The organism is Streptomyces olivaceus (assembly GCF_000721235.1).
Taxonomy (GTDB): domain Bacteria; phylum Actinomycetota; class Actinomycetes; order Streptomycetales; family Streptomycetaceae; genus Streptomyces; species Streptomyces olivaceus.
Genome location: NZ_JOFH01000005.1, coordinates 1 through 16,305, shown reverse-complemented (window position 1 = coordinate 16,305; position 16,305 = coordinate 1). Strand labels below are relative to the sequence as shown.

Genomic DNA, 16,305 nt, shown 5'->3' with positions numbered 1-16,305 from the left:
GGTGGTGCGGGGGTGCTGGTACGGGTGGTACGGGTGGTGGTGCAGGTCTAGCAGTGATCTCTTCGGACGTCGATGGGGCCTCCGACCTGAACCGCCGTCACCTGGATCGCCGTCACCTGGACTGCTGCCTAAGGTGGGCACGCCGACGCAAACGGAGTTCCTCCCGACCGCGAGGAGAGTGGGGCGCCATGGCACGGGGTGTCGAATCGGTGCGGCGCACCGCCCTGGGTGTGCTCGGCGCCCTGGTCCTGGTGGTCGGGGTCGCCCTGCTGGTGCTGCCGGGTCCCGGGCTGCTGCTCGTGCTCGCGGGGGTGGTACTGCTGGCGCGGGCCGTTCCGGCGCTGGACCGCTTCGTCGCCCCCGTGCGTGCCCGCGCGATGCGTGCGGCCGAGGAGAGCGTCTCCTCCGGTTGGCGGATCGCCGGCTCGGTACTGGTCGGGGTGTTCCTCGTCGCCGCCGGGGTGGTGTGGGGCATCGTGCCCGGGCTGCCGTACTCCGGATGGGCCACCGGGGCGAGCCTGATCGTCTCCGGCCTCGTCCTGTTCACCCTGCTGGTGTGGAGCCGCCGACGCGTGCAGGCGGCCCGCGGGGACGAGTCCGACGCTGCGGACTGAGCCCGACTGCGCTCCGTCTCGTGGGACTTCGGACGCCGAGAACTTTCAACACACTGATGACAAAGTATGGACATGCCAAGCGGAAGTCTCCTACCTTGGCGGCGGAACTACCGTACTGCCGCTCAAGACCGGAGCGATTTCCGGCACGGTCCGGTCCCCACCCCCACTGGAGGACCAATGCGTCCACGGCTGTTCTCGCGCGCCCGAAGACACCTCATCCTGCTGATGGCCTCGGCCGTCTCGGTCGGTGGTGTCCTGGCCGCCCCCTCGTCCTCGGCCGCCCCCGCGGACATCCCGCCGCAGGAGCCAGGGATCACCCTGCGCGTCTTCGACGTCCAGACACCGCTGAACGAGCTGTGCACCCTCAAGCCGGGCCAGACCCCGAACCACGACAAGCTGATGCCGACGGTCGACTGGTCGGCCACCGCCGACTTCGGCGGCATCGCGGACAACTTCGTGTCCGAGGCGTCCGGCTACCTGGTCGCGCCCCGCGACGGCACCTACGTGCTCCGACTCGTCAGCGACGACGGCTCACGGCTGACCCTCGACGGCGACACGGTGATCGACCACGACGGTCTGCACGGCGCGGAGCCGAAGGACGGGACGGTCGAACTCACCGCCGGTGCGCACCCGCTGCGCATCGAGCACTTCGACCGGGGCGGCGAACAGCAGCTGCAGCTGTCCTGGATGCCGCCGGGCGAGAGCGCGTTCAGCGTCGTGCCGTCCGAGGCCCTGAGCACCGACGCGGGCGTCGTACGGGTGACGGCACCGGGCCGCAAGGAGTGCGAGGCCGGCACCGACACCCCCGGCGACGGCCTGCCGCTCACCTCCGTGCGCCCCGACCTCACCCTCACCGACCTGCGCCCCGAGGGATTCGAACCGCAGGTCACCGGCATGGACTGGCTGCCCGACGGCCGCCTCGCCCTCAGCACCTGGGGCGGCACCGACAACGTTGCCGGTGAGGTGTACCTCCTCGGCAACATCACCGGCGCCACCAGCCGCGACAAGGTCACGGTGAAGAAGGTGGCGAGCGGGCTGCGCGAGCCCATGGGCATCAAGTACGTCGACGGCTCGCTCTACGTCTCGCAGAAGCACGAGCTGACCCGGCTGGTCGACGGCGACGGCGACGAGGTGACCGACGAGTACCGCACGGTCGCCACCTGGCCGTACGGCGGCAACTTCCACGAGTTCGCGTTCGGTCTGCTCTACCGCGACGGCTACTTCTACGTGAACCTCTCCGTCGCCATCGACCTCGGCGGCGCGACCACCACCCCGCAGCCCGCGCCGGACCGCGGGACCACGTACAGGATCAGCAAGAAGACCGGGAAGATCAGCCCGATCGCGGGCGGGCTGCGCACGCCCAACGGCATCGGCTGGGGGCCGGGCGGCGAGCTGTTCGCCACCGACAACCAGGGCGGCTGGCTGCCCTCCTCGAAGCTCGTCCAGATCAAGCAGGACCGCTTCTTCAACCACCACACCGAGCCCGTGGGCCCCTTCGAGGACTCCCCCGTCACCCAGCCGGTGCTGTGGCTGCCGCAGAACGAGATAGGCAACTCGCCCTCCACCCCCGTGTACCTGAAGGAGGGCAGGTTCGCGGGCCAGATGCTGATCGGTGACGTCACCTACGGCGGCCTGCAGCGTGCCTACCTGGAGAAGGTGAAGGGCCAGTACCAGGGTGCCGTGTTCCGTTACACGCAGGGCCTGGAGGCGGGCGTCAACCGCGTCTCGCTCGGTCCCGACGGGGCGATCTACACCGGCGGCCTGGGCGCGGACGGCAACTGGGGCCAGGAGGGCAAGCTGAAGTTCGGCCTGCAGAAGCTGACGCCGAACGGCGGCGACACCTTCGACGTCCAGTCGATGCGCGCCGTGCCGGGCGGCTTCGACCTGACGTACACCCAGCCGCTGTCCGAGGAGACGGCGGCGGAGCTAGCCGACCGCTACGCGGTGGAGCAGTGGCACTACACGCCGACCGCCGACTACGGCGGCCCGAAGATCGCCGAGGAGCAACTGGCCGTGCGTTCGGCGACGCTCTCGGACGACGGCCGGACCGTCCGGCTGCGGCTCGACGGCCTCAAGCCGGACCGCGTGGTGCACGTGCGCTCCCCGCAGCCCTTCGCCTCGGCCTCCGGGGAGAAGCTGTGGAGCACCGAAGCCTGGTACACGCTCAACGAGATGCCCGGCAAGCAGCCGCCCGCCGCCACCCTGTACGAGGCGGAGGAGGCGCGCCTGACCGGCACGGCGGGCATCGACACCGACCACACCGGCTACTCGGGCAGCGGGTTCGTCGACCGCTGGGACACCGAGGGCAAGGGCGCCGCGACCTTCGACGTGAACGTCCCGAAGTCCGGCACCTACGACGTGGGCCTGCGCTACTCCAACGGCCCCGACCCCTTCGAGGGCACCAAGTCGCTGTCCCTGTACGCGGACGGCGAGAAGGTGCGCCAAACGCAGCTTCCCTCGACCGGGGACTGGGACACCTGGTCCACGAAGACGGAGCGCCTGCGGCTGGGCAAGGGCCACCACACGATCTCCTACCGGTACGACGCCGGGGACACCGGCCACGTCAACCTCGACCTGGTCACCGTGCACCCGCAGGGCGCCCGGGTCGGCCTGTTCGACGGCACCGCCGCCTCGCAGGAGCAGTGGCAGCACACGGACGGGCGGCGGGTGGCGTGGCCGCTGGCCGAGGAGGAGTCGATGGAGGTGTGCTGCGGGGACATCCGCACCAAGGACGCCTACCAGGACTTCAGACTGCACGCGGAGTTCCGCGTGCCCCTGCTGCCGCCCGACGTCACCGGACAGGACCGCGGCAACAGCGGCATCTACCTCCAGGACCGCTACGAACTGCAGATCCTCGACTCCTACGGTGACACCACACCGGACACGAACGAGGCGGGAGCGATCTACCTGAAGAAGGCGCCCGACACCAACGCGGCGACGGCACCGGAGACCTGGCAGACGTACGACGTCGTCTTCCGTGCCGCCCGCTACGACGAGAACGGGGCCAAGACCGCCGACGCGCGGGTGACGGTGGTGTGGAACGGCAAGACGGTCCACGACGACGTCGCCCTCGACGGTCCCACCGCGTCGGGCCGGGCCGAGACCCCGGCCGCCGGGGCGATCCGGCTGCAGGACCACGGGAACAAGGTCAGGTTCCGCAACATCACGGTGGAACCGCTGAGCTGACCCGGGAGCGCGCGGGGCGGTTCCCGACGGCCGCCCCGCGCCTCCTGCCGCGGCCCCGGCCCGCCCCGGTCCGCCGGCCACCGGTCGGTAGGGTGGAGAGGCATGCCCTGCTGATCGAACAAGGAGCGGAATTGAGCGAGCCGGCATCCATCGCCCTGCAACTGGAGATCGCCCGGGAACTGGAGGTCGCACAGACCTTCGACGCCGAACAGGAGATCGAGCGCCGGGTGGCCTTCCTCGCCGAGCGGCTGACCTCCACCGGGCTGCGCTCGCTCGTCCTCGGCATCAGCGGCGGTGTCGACTCGACGACGGCGGGGCGGCTGTGCCAGCTCGCCGTGGAGCGGGCCCGGGCCGCCGGGCACGAGGCGCGCTTCTACGCGATGCGGCTGCCGCACGGGGTGCAGGCCGACGAGCACGACGCCCAGCGCGCGCTCGCCTTCATCCGGGCCGACGAGGTACTGACGGTGGACATCAAGCCCGCGAGCGACGCCGCGCTCCAGGCGCTGCTCGCCGCGGACGTGGCCTTCCGCGACGCCCACCACCAGGACTTCGTACACGGCAACATCAAGGCCCGCCAGCGCATGATCGCGCAGTACGCGGTGGCCGGGGCGCACAACGGCCTGGTCGTGGGCACCGACCACGCGGCCGAGGCGGTCTCCGGCTTCTTCACCAAGTTCGGCGACGGCGCCGCCGACGTGGTCCCGCTGACCGGGCTGACCAAGCGGCGCGTGCGCGCCGTGGGCGACGCGCTGGGCGTCCCGGCCGAGCTGGTGCGCAAGGTACCGACGGCCGACCTGGAGACCCTCGACCCCGGCAAGGCCGACGAGGACGCCCTCGGGGTCAGCTACGACCGGATCGACGACTTCCTGGAGGGCAGGCCGGTCCCGGCGGACGCCTTCGAGAAGATCGTCACCCGCTACCGGCAGACCGAGCACAAGCGGAGGCTGCCGATCGCCCCGTGAGCGGGTGACCGCTCGTCATGGACGCTCACCCCGGGCACCACCCCGGATGTCCATTATGTGCGCATTGCCGGATGTCGACTTAATCTGTGCGAGGAAACGCTCGAGCAGTCGACAGCCGGTCGAGCCGGCGGAAGGTGAGCTTCCATGGCTGAGCGGTTCAAGAGATCCGGTCTGATCGGTGAACTGTCGGCGGAGTTCGCCGGCACGATGATCCTCATCCTCTTCGGTTGCGGCGTCGTGGCCCAGGTCGTCGCGGGCGGCGCCCTGACGGACCCGCAGGGCGGGCTCGGCGACCACGACAGCATCGCCTGGGCCTGGGGGCTCGGTGTCACCCTGGGCGTCTACGTCGCGGCGCGGCTGAGCGGCGCCCACATCAATCCCGCGGTGACCGTGGCCCTCGCCGCGTTCAAGGGGTTCCCCTGGCGCAAGGTGCTCCCCTACACGCTGGCCCAGACGCTGGGCGCCTTCGTGGCGGCGCTCCTGGTGCGCTGGAACTACACCGAGGCGCTGGCGAAGGCCGACCCCGGCCACACCCTCAAGACGCAGTTCGTCTTCTCGACCCTCCCCGCCAACGGGAACACGGCGCTGCCGGTCCACGAATGGGGCGCGTTCCGCGACCAGGTCATCGGCACCGCCATCCTGCTGCTGCTGATCATGGCCCTGACCGACCTGCTCAACGACCCCCCGAAGGCCAACCTGGCCCCCTTCGTCATCGGCCTGGTCGTGGTCGCCATCGGCATGGCCTTCGGCACCAACGCCGGCTACGCCATCAACCCGGCCCGTGACTTCGGACCCCGGCTGGCGAGCTTCCTGACCGGATACGGCGGAGCGTGGCGGGACCAGTACGGCAACTTCTACTTCTGGGTGCCGATCGTCGGACCACTGATCGGCGGCCTGCTCGGCGCGGGCCTGTACAAGGTGCTCATCAGCAGGTTCCTGCCGACCGCACAGCCGGAGCCGGGGCGCGTCCCCGCACCGGAGGACTGACCACCAGGAGACCGGCACCGGCCGGAGAGGCGGCACGACGACATGGCGGACTTCATCGGCGCGGTGGACCAGGGGACCACCAGCACCCGGTTCATGATCTTCGACCACGGCGGCAACGAGGTGGCGAAGCACCAGTTGGAGCACGAGCAGATCCTCCCCCGGTCCGGCTGGGTCGAGCACGACCCGGTGGAGATCTGGGAGCGGACCAACTCGGTGATGCAGAACGCCCTGCGCCACAGCGGCCTGTCGGGGGGCGACCTGGAGGCCATCGGCATCACCAACCAGCGGGAGACCACGGTGGTCTGGGACCCGCGCAACGGCCGTCCCTACTACAACGCCATCGTGTGGCAGGACACCCGCACCGACGCCATCGCGGCGGCCCTGGAGCGCTCGGGCCGCGGCGACGTCGTCCGGCAGAAGGCCGGGCTGCCCCCGGCGACGTACTTCTCGGCCGGCAAGATCCAGTGGATCCTGGAGAACGTCGACGGCGTCCGCGAGGCGGCGCAGGCGGGACATGCCCTGTTCGGCAACACGGACGCGTGGATCCTGTGGAACCTGACCGGCGGACCCGACGGGGGCATCCACGCCACCGACGTGACCAACGCCAGCCGCACGATGCTGATGAACCTGGAGACGCTCGACTGGGACGAGGAACTGCTCGGCTTCTTCGGCATCCCCCGCTCCATGCTGCCCACCATCAATCCCTCCTCGCACCGGGAGGCCTACGGCACGGCCCGCACCTCCCGGCCGCTGCGTGCCTCCGTGCCCATCTGCGGAGTCCTCGGCGACCAGCACGCGGCCACCGTCGGGCAGGTCTGCTTCGCTCCCGGCGAGGCCAAGAACACCTATGGCACCGGCAACTTCCTGGTCCTCAACACCGGTACGGAGCTGGTCCGTTCGGAGCACGGCCTGCTCACCACGGTGGCCTACCAGTTCGGGGACAGCCCGGTGGTCTACGCGCTGGAGGGCTCCATCGCGGTGACCGGGTCCGCCGTGCAGTGGCTGCGCGACCAGATGAAGATCATCAAGACCGCGGCGGAGAGCGAGGAACTCGCCCGCACCGTCCAGGACAACGGCGGCATGTACTTCGTGCCCGCCTTCTCGGGCCTGTTCGCCCCCTATTGGCGCTCCGACGCCCGGGGAGCGATCGTCGGCCTCGCCCGCTACAACGACAACGCGCATCTGGCGCGGGCGACTCTGGAGTCCATCTGCTACCAGAGCCGCGACGTCGTCGAGGCCATGGAGCAGGACTCCTCGGTCCACCTGGACGTGCTCAAGGTCGACGGCGGGGTCACCGCCAACGACCTGTGCATGCAGATCCAGGCCGACATCCTCGGCGTCCCGGTCAGCCGCCCCGTCGTCGCGGAGACCACCGCGCTCGGCGCGGCCTACGCGGCGGGCCTGGCCACGGGCTTCTGGCGGGACACCGACGAACTGCGCACGCACTGGCAGGAGTCCAGGCGCTGGGAGCCGCAGTGGTCCGAGGACCGGCGCGCCGAGGGGTACGCCGGCTGGAAGAGGGCGGTGGAGCGCACACTCGACTGGGTCAAGGTCCCCGAGGACTGATCCGGGGCCGGCCCACCGGCCGGACGGCACGCCCGTGCGGGCGTTCACCGCGGTGAACGCCCGCACGGGCGTCCCCGTAGGGTGATCCCCATGTCTGCCGGATTGAGTGCCGCGAAGACCCGGACCGCGCTGCGCGCCGCCGCACGTGTCTCGGGCGAGCTGCTGCTGATACTCGTCATGCTCGCGGTGACCCTCTGGGTCCTGGGCCAGATGTGGCCGGTCGTGTGGCCGCTCGTGGTCGGCCTGCTCCTGACCACGCTGACCTGGCCCCCGGCCCGCTTCCTGCGCCGGCACGGGTGGCCTCCGGCACTGGCCGCCGCGGTGGTGACGGTGGCGTTCCTCCTGGTCGTCCTGGGCATCGTGGCACTGATCGCGGTGCCGATGTCCTCCGAGACCGACGAGCTGACGCACGGGGTGGTGGAGGGCATCCAACGGCTGCGCGAGTGGGCGGCGGGGCCGCCGCTCAACATCGGCGACGACCAGATCAGCGGTGCGGTCGACTCGGCGGTGGCACGCGTCCAGGACAGTGTCGGCACCATCACCACCGCTGTGGCGACGGGGGTGGGCTCGGTGGTCAACGGGCTGGTCACCGCCGTTCTGGGCGTCTTCCTGATGTTCTTCTTCCTCAAGGACGGCCCGCGGTTCCTGCCGTGGCTCACCCGGCAGCTGCCCGGCCGGCTGGCCACCGACGTCCCGGTCGTCGCCCTGCGCGGCTGGGAGACCCTGGGCGCCTTCGTCCGGTCGCAGGCCCTCGTGGGTCTGATCGACGCCGTGTTCATCGGACTCGGGCTGTGGATCCTGGGCGTGCCGCTCGTACTGCCGCTGGCGGTGCTGACGTTCGTGTCCGCGTTCGTGCCCATCGTGGGCGCCCTGTTCGCGGGCTTCGTGGCGGTGCTCATCGCCCTGGTGTCCAACGGCCTGACGGACGCGCTGATCGTGCTCGCCATCATCGTGGTGGTGCAGCAGCTGGAGGGCAACGTCTTCCAGCCCATCATCCAGAGCCGCGGCCTGGGCCTGCACGCCGCGGTGATCCTGCTCGCGGTGACGCTGGGCGGCAGCCTGTCCGGCATCGTGGGCAGCCTGCTCGCCGTACCGCTCGCCGCGCTGATCGCGGTGGTCTGGAACTACGTGCGCGAGCAGCTGGCCGACCCGCCCGAGAAGGCCGCACCCGCGGGCGGTTGAGCGGCGGCGGGCGGCGACCCGCCGTGGATGCGGGCGTTCCGGCGCGGCCCGCGCGAATTCGGTCGCGGCGGGGCGGCCGGTGGTGTTGGCTGGCGGGCGTGGATCTCTTCTCCTCTTCCTGGGCGGCGTTGCGCGCCGCGGTCGCCGGCCTCGGTGACGAGGACTTCGCAGCGCCCTCCGGCTGCGCCGGCTGGCTCGTGCGGGACCTGGTGTGCCACCTGGTCGTCGACGCCCAGGACGTGCTGATCACCCTGGCCACCCCGGCCGCCGCGGAGCCGACCCGGGACGCGGTGACCTACTGGCGGGTCGTCGAACCCCCGACGGGGGACGATCCGCTGGACGCGCTGACCGTCCGTCTGGCCGCCGCCTACGAGCAGCCGTCGCTGCTCAAGTTCCACCTCGACGACGTCGGTTCCGCCGCCGGCCGCGCCGCCGCGCTCGCGGACCCCGTGGGCCGGGTCGAGACGCAGGGCCAGGTACTCACGGCGGGCGACTACCTGGGCGCGTACGTCCTGGAGTGGACGCTCCACCACCTCGATCTGGTCGCCCGCCTCCCGGGCGCGGCGCGGCCCCCCGCCGAGGGACTGGCGGCGGCACGCGCGCTGTTCGAGCGAGTCGCCGGGATGGAATTGCCCCGGTCCTTCTCCGACGAGGACGCCCTCCTGGTCGGCACGGGCCGCCGCGCGCCGACCGGGGCGGAGCGGGCGTCCCTGGGCGACGGGGCCGAGCGGCTGCCGCGCCCGGTCGGCTGATCCGGGGCTTGAAACGGACTGTCCGGGGCGCCGAGCCGGAGCTCGAAACCGACCGACCGGGACCGCCGAACCGGAGCTCGATACCAATCGGCCGGGACCGCCGGGGCGGGTCTCCCGGTGCCGCTCGACCGGCACGGGGGCCACACCCCGACTCGGCGTCGCCCCGTCCGGATGCGATCGCCGTCGCGCCCCTGCTGTTCCAGCTGCACGCGCTGAGCGCCTGCCTGCTCTTCGCGGCCCGGCCGTTCACACGGCTCGTGCCCGTCAGCCGGGGAGCAGGTTCTAGTCCTGCGCGGTGGGGCGGACGACGATGTCGCCGACGTCGACCGCGTCGGGCTGCTCCACCGCGAAGGCGACCGCGCGGGCCACCGCCCGCGGCGGGATCGCGATCCGGTCCCTGGTGCCGAGCGTCTGGGCCCTGGCCTCGGGGCCCGGGATGCCGTCGGCGAAGTCCGTGTGGACGAACCCGGGCGAGACCACGGTGACACGCAGGCTGTCACCGGCCTCCTGCCGAAGGCCCTCCGAGACGGTGCGCACCGCGTTCTTGGTCGCGGCGTAGACCGCCATGAGCGGCGTGATGCGCAGTCCGGCGGTGGACACGATGTTGACGAACTGGCCCGAGCCCTGTTCCCGGAAGACGGGCAGGGCCTCGGCGATGCCGTAGAGGACCCCCTTCAGGTTGACGTCGATCATCTGCTCCCAGTCGTCGACGCGGAGGTCGTCCAGCGGCGAGATCGGGCCGACACCGGCGTTGCTGACGAGGACGTCGAGCCGGCCGAACCGCTCACGGGCCAGACCGACGAGTCCGGCCAGGTCCTCGCGGCGGGTCACGTCCGTGCGGATCCAGGCCGCCTCCCCGCCGTTCTCCCCGATGCGCCGGGCCACGTCTTCGAGACGGTCCGCACGGCGCGCCCCGAGGACGACCTTGGCTCCGCGCTCGGCGAGCAGGAGGGCGCTCGCCTCGCCGATGCCGCCGCCGGCGCCCGTGATCGCCACGACCTTGCCTTCGATTCCCGACATGTTGGGCAGTCCTTCCGGATGGTGCTGGAGGGCAGGGCTCCGCCGTGCCCTAGAGTAGAAGTGGAGGCGCCGCCACTTCCGTCAGACTAAGCGGGGACGCCTCCACTTAGCAACCGGTGACGGTGACAAGGAGAGCCGCCATGTCCGACGCCCCGAAACGTCCGCTGCGGGCCGACGCGCAGCGCAACCGGGACAAGATCCTGGCCGCGGCCGTGCGGATGTTCAGCGAGGAAGGGCTGGACGCCCATCTCGAACGCATCGCCAAGGAGGCGGGCGTCGGCAGCGGCACCCTGTACCGGAACTTCCCCACCCGGGAGGCCCTGATCGAGGCGGCGTACCGCAACGAGGTGGCCCGGCTCTGCGACGCTGCGCCCGGGCTGCTGGCGGAGCTGCCGCCGGCCGAGGCGCTGCGCGCGTGGACCCGCCGCTTCGTCGACTACGCCACCGCGAAGTTCGGCATGGCGGACGCCCTGCGGGCCGTCGTCGCCTCGGGCGGCAACCCGTACGCCGACAGCCGGGAACTGATCCAGGCGGCCCTGACCGCCCTCATGGACGCCGGCGCGGCCGCCGGCGAGATCCGGTCCGACATCAGGCCCACGGACATGTTCGCCGCCCTCGCGGGCATCGCCCTCACCTCGGCCCGCCCCGAACAGCGCGAACAGGCCGAACGCCTTCTCGACCTCCTCCTCGACGGGCTGCGCCCCGTGGCGCCGCGCCCGACATGACAGTGACTGCCCTCGCGTAGACTCCGCGGCATGGGTCGATGGGAGCCGAACGCACGCGGACGCCTGGAGCAGGCGGCACTGGAGCTGTACGTGGAGCGCGGCTACGAGCAGACCACGGTCGCCGAGATCACCGCGCGCGCGGGGCTGACGGAACGGACGTTCTTCCGGCACTTCGCCGACAAGCGGGAGGTCCTCTTCGGCGGCACCGGAACGCTGGCGGAGCTCTGCGTGAACGCCGTTGCGGCGGCGCCCGCGACGGCGACGGCACTGGAGGCGACGGCCGCCGCGCTCGACGCCGCGGCGGGCGTCTTCGAGGAGCGCGGTGACCTCGTCCTGCAACGCCAGGGCGTCATCGACGCCAACGCGGAGCTGCGCGAACGCGAACTGATCAAGCTCGCGTCCCTCTCCGAGTCGCTCGCCGACGCGCTGCGCGAGCGCGGCGTGGACGAACTGGCCGCACGGCTGGCCGCCGAGGCGGCGATCGCGGTACTCAAGGTCGCCTTCCGGCGCTGGGTCGACGGGGCCCGTCGGCCGCGGCTGCGGCAGCTCCTCGACGAGTGCTTCGAGGTGCTCCGCACCGAATCCGCCCGCGGCGCGGTAAGCACCCCCTAACCGCGCGGCCCCGCGCCGGTGCCGCGCCGGGTGGCGTGCAGGGAGCCGAGCAGGCCGAGGGCCTGGGCGCTGGGCCCGCCCGGTTCGGCGTGGTAGATGACGAGTTGCTGCCCGGGTGCGTCGCGTACGTCGAAGGACTGGTAGGTCAGGTCGAGCGCACCGACCTCCGGGTGGTCCAGGCTCTTGGCGTCCCGGGTCTTGCCGCGCACCGCGTGGGTGTTCCACAGGCGGGTGAAGTCGGCGCTGCCGTCACCGAGGGCGGCGACCAGCCGGCGCAGCCGCGGACTGTCCGGGTCGAAGCCGGCTGCCTGGCGCAGGTTGGCGACGGTGGCCTGGGCCGCCCGCTCCCAGTCGCGGTAGAAGTGCCGGCCCGCCGGGTCGAGGAAGGTCATGCGGGCCAGGTTGTCCGCGGGGTCGAACGGGGTGAAGAGGGCCTCGGCCAGGGCGTTGGCGGCGAGGATGTCCAGGGTCCGGTTGAGCACGAACGCCGGGGTGTGCGGGTAGCCGTCCATCAGCTGGCGCAGCGCCGGTCCGACCCCTTCGGCGGTGTGGGGCGTCTCCCCGGCGGGTGCGCTGCCGGCCAGCCGGAACAGGTGGACCCGGGCGTCGGTGTCCAGGTGCAGCGCCCGCGCGAGGGCGTCGAGCACCTGTGCCGAGGGGTTGCGTTCGCGCCCCTGTTCCAGGCGGGTGTAGTAGTCGGCGTTGACTCCGGCGAGGACGGCCACCTCCTCGCGGCGCAGCCCGGCGACCCTGCGGGTGCCGTGGCTGACCATGCCCACGTCCCGCGGTGCGAGCCCGGCCCGGCGGGCCCGCAGGAACTCCCCCAGATGGTTGTCGTCCATGCCGTACAGGCTAGGCGGCCGCTCCCGGCGCTGCCTGGGTGTGCCGCACCCGGGCGGGGACCGTCCTGGTCCGTCCGCGCCGACCCGCACAGACTCGGTGGCGCAGACAGCGGCAGGACTTCGGAAGGACATCGCCATGACGCACCACTCCAAGACCGTTCTGATCACCGGGGCGAGCAGCGGGATCGGCGAGGCCACGGCCCTGCGCCTGGCCGCCGACGGCCACCGGGTCTTCCTGGGCGCGCGCCGCACCGAGCGCCTGGAGAAGCTGGCCGGGCGGATCGCCGCCGAGGGCGGCACCGCGGACTTCCGGCGCCTCGACGTCACCGACGCCGCCGACGTCCGGGCGTTCGTGACGGCCGCCGCCGAGCTGTGGGGGCGGGTGGACGTGATGGTCAACAACGCCGGCGTGATGCCGCTGTCGCCGCTCGCCGCGCTGAAGGTCGACGAGTGGGACCGGATGATCGACGTGAACGTTCGCGGGGTGCTGTACGGCATCGCGGCCGTCCTTCCCGTCATGGGGCGGCAGGGCGGCGGACATGTCGTGAACGTCGCCTCGGTGGGCGCCCACGAGGTGGTGCCGACCTCGGCCGTGTACTCCGCGACCAAGTTCGCCGTGCGCGCCCTCTCCGAGGGGCTGCGGCAGGAGTCGGCCGGGGACGTCCGGGTCAGTGTGGTCTCCCCGGGTGTCACCGAGTCGGAGCTGGCCGACTCCATCTCCGACGCGCGGGCCCGCGAGGACATGAGGGCCTACCGCTCGGTGGCCGTACCGGCGTCCGCGATCGCCGACGCGATCGCCTTCGCCGTCTCCCGGCCGCCCGAGGTGGACGTCAACGAGATCGTGGTGCGCCCGGCCGCCAGTGCGCAGTAGCCGGCCCGGCCCGGGGTCCCGGCCTGCTTCGTCGTCCGTCCCCGGACGGCACCCGGATGACATGCTGACCGCGAGTGCCCGTCACCGCGCCGAGAGGACACCATGTCCACCGAAGGTCCGTACGAGATCCTGGACGACCGCTTCCGCACCGGACACTGCACGGACGGCGACAGCAGGCTGGAGCTGCTGTACGACGGCTGCCGCTGGGCCGAGGGCCCGCTGTACCTCCCGGCCTGGCGTCAGCTGGTCTGGAGCGACATCCCCAACGACCGCATCCTGCGCTGGGACGAGGCCACCGGCGCGGTCGGCGTCTTCCGCGCCCCGGCCGGCCACAGCAACGGGAACACGCTGGACCGGCAGGGCCGCCTGGTCACCTGCGAGCAGGGCAACCGGCGCGTCACCCGCACCGAGCCCGACGGGACCGTGACCGTCCTCGCCGAGCACTTCGAGGGCAGGAGGCTCAACAGCCCGAACGACTCCGCCGTACGCTCCGACGGCACCGTGTGGTTCTCCGACCCGGACTTCGGGATCCTGAGCGACTACGAGGGCCATCGCGCGGAGTCGGAGATCGGCGCCTGCCACGTGTACCGGATCGACCCGGTGTCGGGAGCGGTACGGCTCGCCGCCGACGGCTTCGACGGGCCCAACGGCGTGATCCTCACGCCCGACGAGCGGCGGCTGTTCGTCTCCGACTCCCGGGCCGCCCGCATCCGCGCCTTCGACGTCCGCGAGGACGGCACGCTGTCCGACGGGGAGGTCTTCGCCGAGGGCCGGGGGGACGTGCACTTCGACAACATCCGCTTCGACGACGCCGGCCGGCTGTGGGCCGCCGCGCTGCACGACGGTGTCCACTGCTACGACCCCGACGGCACCCTCATCGGCCGTCTCCGCGTGCCCGAGCCCGTCTCCAACATCGCCTTCGGCGGCCCGAGGAACAACCGCCTGTTCATCACGGCCACCACGTCCCTGTACTCACTGGTGATGTCGGTGACGGGCGCCCGGCGGTAACCCGGGCGCGGCCGGGGGCCGTTGGCGCGTAGGTTGGGCGCAGGCACCCACGCATCGGCTGAAGGACGGACCGTCCCATGAGCGACCCCTCGGCGGCACCCGGCCCCACCGCACAGCACAGGGCCGCACAGCACAGGGCAGACACCTCCGTGCCGCACTCGGCCCGGATCTGGAACTACTGGCTGGGCGGGAAGGACAACTACCCGGTCGACGAACAGGCGGGCGACGCGTACACGGCCGTCTTCCCCGGTATCGTCACCATCGCCCGCAGCAGCCGCGCCTTCCAGCGCCGTACCGTCACCCACCTGGTCGCGGAGGCGGGCGTGCGGCAGTTCCTCGACGTCGGGACCGGTCTGCCCACCGCCGAGAACACCCACGAGGTCGCCCAGCGCATCGCCCCCGAGGCCCGCATCGTCTACGTCGACAACGATCCGACGGTCCTCACCCACGCCCGCGCGCTGCTCTACTCCACCCCCGAGGGCGCGACCGCCTACGTCGACGGCGACGTGCTCGACCCCGACGCCGTTCTCGCGGCCGCGGCCGAGACGCTGGACTTCGAGCGGCCCGTCGCCCTGATCCTCAGCAACATCCTCGGCCACATCCCCGACGACGACCGGGCGCGTGCCGTCGTCGCCCGCCTGGTGGACGCCCTGCCGTCCGGCGGCTACCTCTCCGTCAACGACGGTTCGCGGGGCAGCGACCCGGAGTTCGAGCGGGCCCAGGACGCCTACAACGAGAGCGGTGCCGCGCCGTACGTGCTGCGCACCGTCGACCGGATCACGTCGTTCTTCGACGGCCTGGAGCTGGTGGAGCCCGGAGTCGTGCCGGTGCCGCTGTGGCGTCCGGAGGCCGGTGCTCCCGCTCCGGATCCCATCGGCGAACACGGCGGCCTCGCCCGCAAGCCGTGACGTCCCGACCGGCGCAGGCCGACCCGACCGGGCCCGTCGAGCCGGTCGAACCGCCCGTCGCGCCCGCCGAACCGGTCGGCCCGATCGAGAGGAACCCGCACCATGTCCGAATGGCCGCTGCCCGAGTCGTTCGCCGGTGAGCTCGGCACCGTCCGCTGGAACCGGCTGGGCGCCCCCGGCGGACGCCCGCTGGTCCTGCTGCACGGCACGCCCTTCTCCTCGTACGTCTGGCGCGCGGTGGCCCGTTCGCTGGCCCGCGACCACCAGGTGTTCGTCTGGGACATGCCCGGTTACGGACGCTCGGAGAAGTACCCGGGGCAGGACGTGTCGCTGGCCGCGCAGGGCCGGCTCTTCGCCCGGCTGCTGGAGCACTGGGGCATCGAGAACCCGCTCGTGGCCGCCCACGACTTCGGAGGTGCCGTCGCGCTGCGGGCACATCTGCTGCACGGCGTCCGGTACCGGGCGCTCGCCCTGGTCGACCCGGTCGCGCTGGCGCCCTGGGGCTCGCCGTTCTTCCGGCTGGTCCGCGAGCATGCCGAGGTCTTCGAGCAGTTGCCTCCGCCGCTCCACCGGGCCCTGGTGCGCGAGTACGTCGGTTCCACCGGTGGCCCGGGCCTGCACCCGGGGGTCCTGGACCGGCTGGTGGATCCGTGGCTGGGCGAGTCGGGGCAGCCGGCCTTCTACCGGCAGATCGCCCAGGCGGACCAGCGGTACACCGACGAGATGCAGGGCCGGTACGCCGGTATCGAGGTGCCGACGCTGGTCTGCTGGGGCGAGGACGACGCCTGGATTCCCGCGGCCAAGGGGCGCGAGCTCGCGGGCATCGTGCCCGGGGCCCGGTGGGAGCCGATCGCCCACGCGGGTCATCTGGTCCAGGAGGACGCGCCGGCCGAGCTGACGGCGGCGCTCCTCGACTTCTTCCGCGGCCTGCCCTGAGCGGCCCGCACGGGACCGGGACGGGCGGCGGAACGCCTAGTAGTGCTTGGTCATGTCGGTGTGAGGTCTGGGATGTCGCGGTGACAGGTGGGGCAGGCGCCGGTCCAGATCGCGAGGAGTGTCTGCAGTTCGCG

Annotated in this window: 15 protein-coding genes and 1 pseudogene; 14 read left to right on the top strand and 2 right to left on the bottom strand. The window is 72.1% G+C overall.

Annotated features, from left to right (window positions below; translation table 11 throughout):
• The first annotated feature begins 188 nt into the window (after positions 1 to 188).
• From IG94_RS0107875 to IG94_RS44305, 8 genes and pseudogenes are all read left to right on the top strand, one after another.
• Positions 189 to 614: a PGPGW domain-containing protein gene (locus IG94_RS0107875; protein WP_031032900.1), complete on the top strand. Its 426-nt coding sequence runs from the start codon at positions 189 to 191 to the stop codon at positions 612 to 614.
• Positions 615 to 791: 177 nt separating this feature from the next.
• Positions 792 to 3,800, top strand: coding sequence for a 3-keto-alpha-glucoside-1,2-lyase-like domain-containing protein (locus tag IG94_RS0107870; protein WP_031032898.1), 3,009 nt, complete (start codon positions 792 to 794; stop codon positions 3,798 to 3,800).
• Between the two features lie 131 nt (positions 3,801 to 3,931).
• Complete coding sequence (nadE, locus tag IG94_RS0107865; RefSeq protein ID WP_031032897.1) at positions 3,932 to 4,762, top strand: ammonia-dependent NAD(+) synthetase; 831 nt, start codon at positions 3,932 to 3,934, stop codon at positions 4,760 to 4,762.
• Between the two features lie 144 nt (positions 4,763 to 4,906).
• Positions 4,907 to 5,749: an MIP/aquaporin family protein gene (locus tag IG94_RS0107860; RefSeq protein WP_031032892.1), complete on the top strand. Its 843-nt coding sequence runs from the start codon at positions 4,907 to 4,909 to the stop codon at positions 5,747 to 5,749.
• Positions 5,750 to 5,791: 42 nt separating this feature from the next.
• Positions 5,792 to 7,315 carry a glycerol kinase GlpK gene (glpK, locus tag IG94_RS0107855; protein ID WP_031032890.1) on the top strand — a complete coding sequence of 508 codons (1,524 nt, stop codon included), beginning with the start codon at positions 5,792 to 5,794 and terminating at the stop codon, positions 7,313 to 7,315.
• 90 nt (positions 7,316 to 7,405) lie between these two features.
• Positions 7,406 to 8,497: an AI-2E family transporter gene (locus IG94_RS0107850; protein ID WP_031032889.1), complete on the top strand. Its 1,092-nt coding sequence runs from the start codon at positions 7,406 to 7,408 to the stop codon at positions 8,495 to 8,497.
• Positions 8,498 to 8,595: 98 nt separating this feature from the next.
• On the top strand, positions 8,596 to 9,249 hold the full coding sequence (locus tag IG94_RS0107845) for a maleylpyruvate isomerase N-terminal domain-containing protein (RefSeq protein ID WP_031032887.1): 654 nt from the start codon (positions 8,596 to 8,598) through the stop codon (positions 9,247 to 9,249).
• An 8-nt stretch (positions 9,250 to 9,257) separates the two neighbouring features.
• Positions 9,258 to 9,503 (top strand): annotated as a pseudogene (locus IG94_RS44305) (hypothetical protein); the annotation flags it as partial.
• 28 nt (positions 9,504 to 9,531) lie between these two features.
• Here the strand turns inward: IG94_RS44305 and IG94_RS0107840 are convergent.
• Positions 9,532 to 10,269 (bottom strand): SDR family oxidoreductase, encoded by a 738-nt coding sequence (locus IG94_RS0107840; protein ID WP_031032886.1) that lies wholly within the window; start codon positions 10,267 to 10,269, stop codon positions 9,532 to 9,534.
• A 140-nt stretch (positions 10,270 to 10,409) separates the two neighbouring features.
• On the opposite strand from IG94_RS0107840, the gene IG94_RS0107835 reads away from it, so the two are divergent.
• Positions 10,410 to 10,994: a TetR/AcrR family transcriptional regulator gene (locus IG94_RS0107835; RefSeq protein WP_031032883.1), complete on the top strand. Its 585-nt coding sequence runs from the start codon at positions 10,410 to 10,412 to the stop codon at positions 10,992 to 10,994.
• Between the two features lie 30 nt (positions 10,995 to 11,024).
• On the top strand, positions 11,025 to 11,606 hold the full coding sequence (locus IG94_RS0107830) for a TetR/AcrR family transcriptional regulator (RefSeq protein WP_031032882.1): 582 nt from the start codon (positions 11,025 to 11,027) through the stop codon (positions 11,604 to 11,606).
• Here the strand turns inward: IG94_RS0107830 and IG94_RS0107825 are convergent.
• Positions 11,603 to 12,448, bottom strand: a complete 846-nt coding sequence (locus tag IG94_RS0107825; protein WP_031032880.1) for a helix-turn-helix domain-containing protein — start codon at positions 12,446 to 12,448, stop codon at positions 11,603 to 11,605. The genes IG94_RS0107830 and IG94_RS0107825 overlap by 4 nt on opposite strands.
• Before the next feature lie 136 nt (positions 12,449 to 12,584).
• Here IG94_RS0107825 and IG94_RS0107820 point away from each other — a divergent pair, with 136 nt between their 5' ends.
• From IG94_RS0107820 to IG94_RS0107805, 4 genes are all read left to right on the top strand, one after another.
• Positions 12,585 to 13,319: an SDR family oxidoreductase gene (locus IG94_RS0107820; RefSeq protein WP_031032878.1), complete on the top strand. Its 735-nt coding sequence runs from the start codon at positions 12,585 to 12,587 to the stop codon at positions 13,317 to 13,319.
• 102 nt (positions 13,320 to 13,421) lie between these two features.
• Positions 13,422 to 14,327, top strand: a complete 906-nt coding sequence (locus IG94_RS0107815; protein WP_031032877.1) for an SMP-30/gluconolactonase/LRE family protein — start codon at positions 13,422 to 13,424, stop codon at positions 14,325 to 14,327.
• Positions 14,328 to 14,404: 77 nt separating this feature from the next.
• Complete coding sequence (locus IG94_RS0107810) at positions 14,405 to 15,235, top strand: SAM-dependent methyltransferase (RefSeq protein WP_031032875.1); 831 nt, start codon at positions 14,405 to 14,407, stop codon at positions 15,233 to 15,235.
• 102 nt (positions 15,236 to 15,337) lie between these two features.
• The gene (locus IG94_RS0107805; protein WP_031032872.1) at positions 15,338 to 16,171 is read left to right on the top strand and encodes an alpha/beta fold hydrolase; all 834 of its coding nucleotides are present in this window, start codon (positions 15,338 to 15,340) and stop codon (positions 16,169 to 16,171) included.
• Positions 16,172 to 16,305 lie beyond the last annotated feature (134 nt).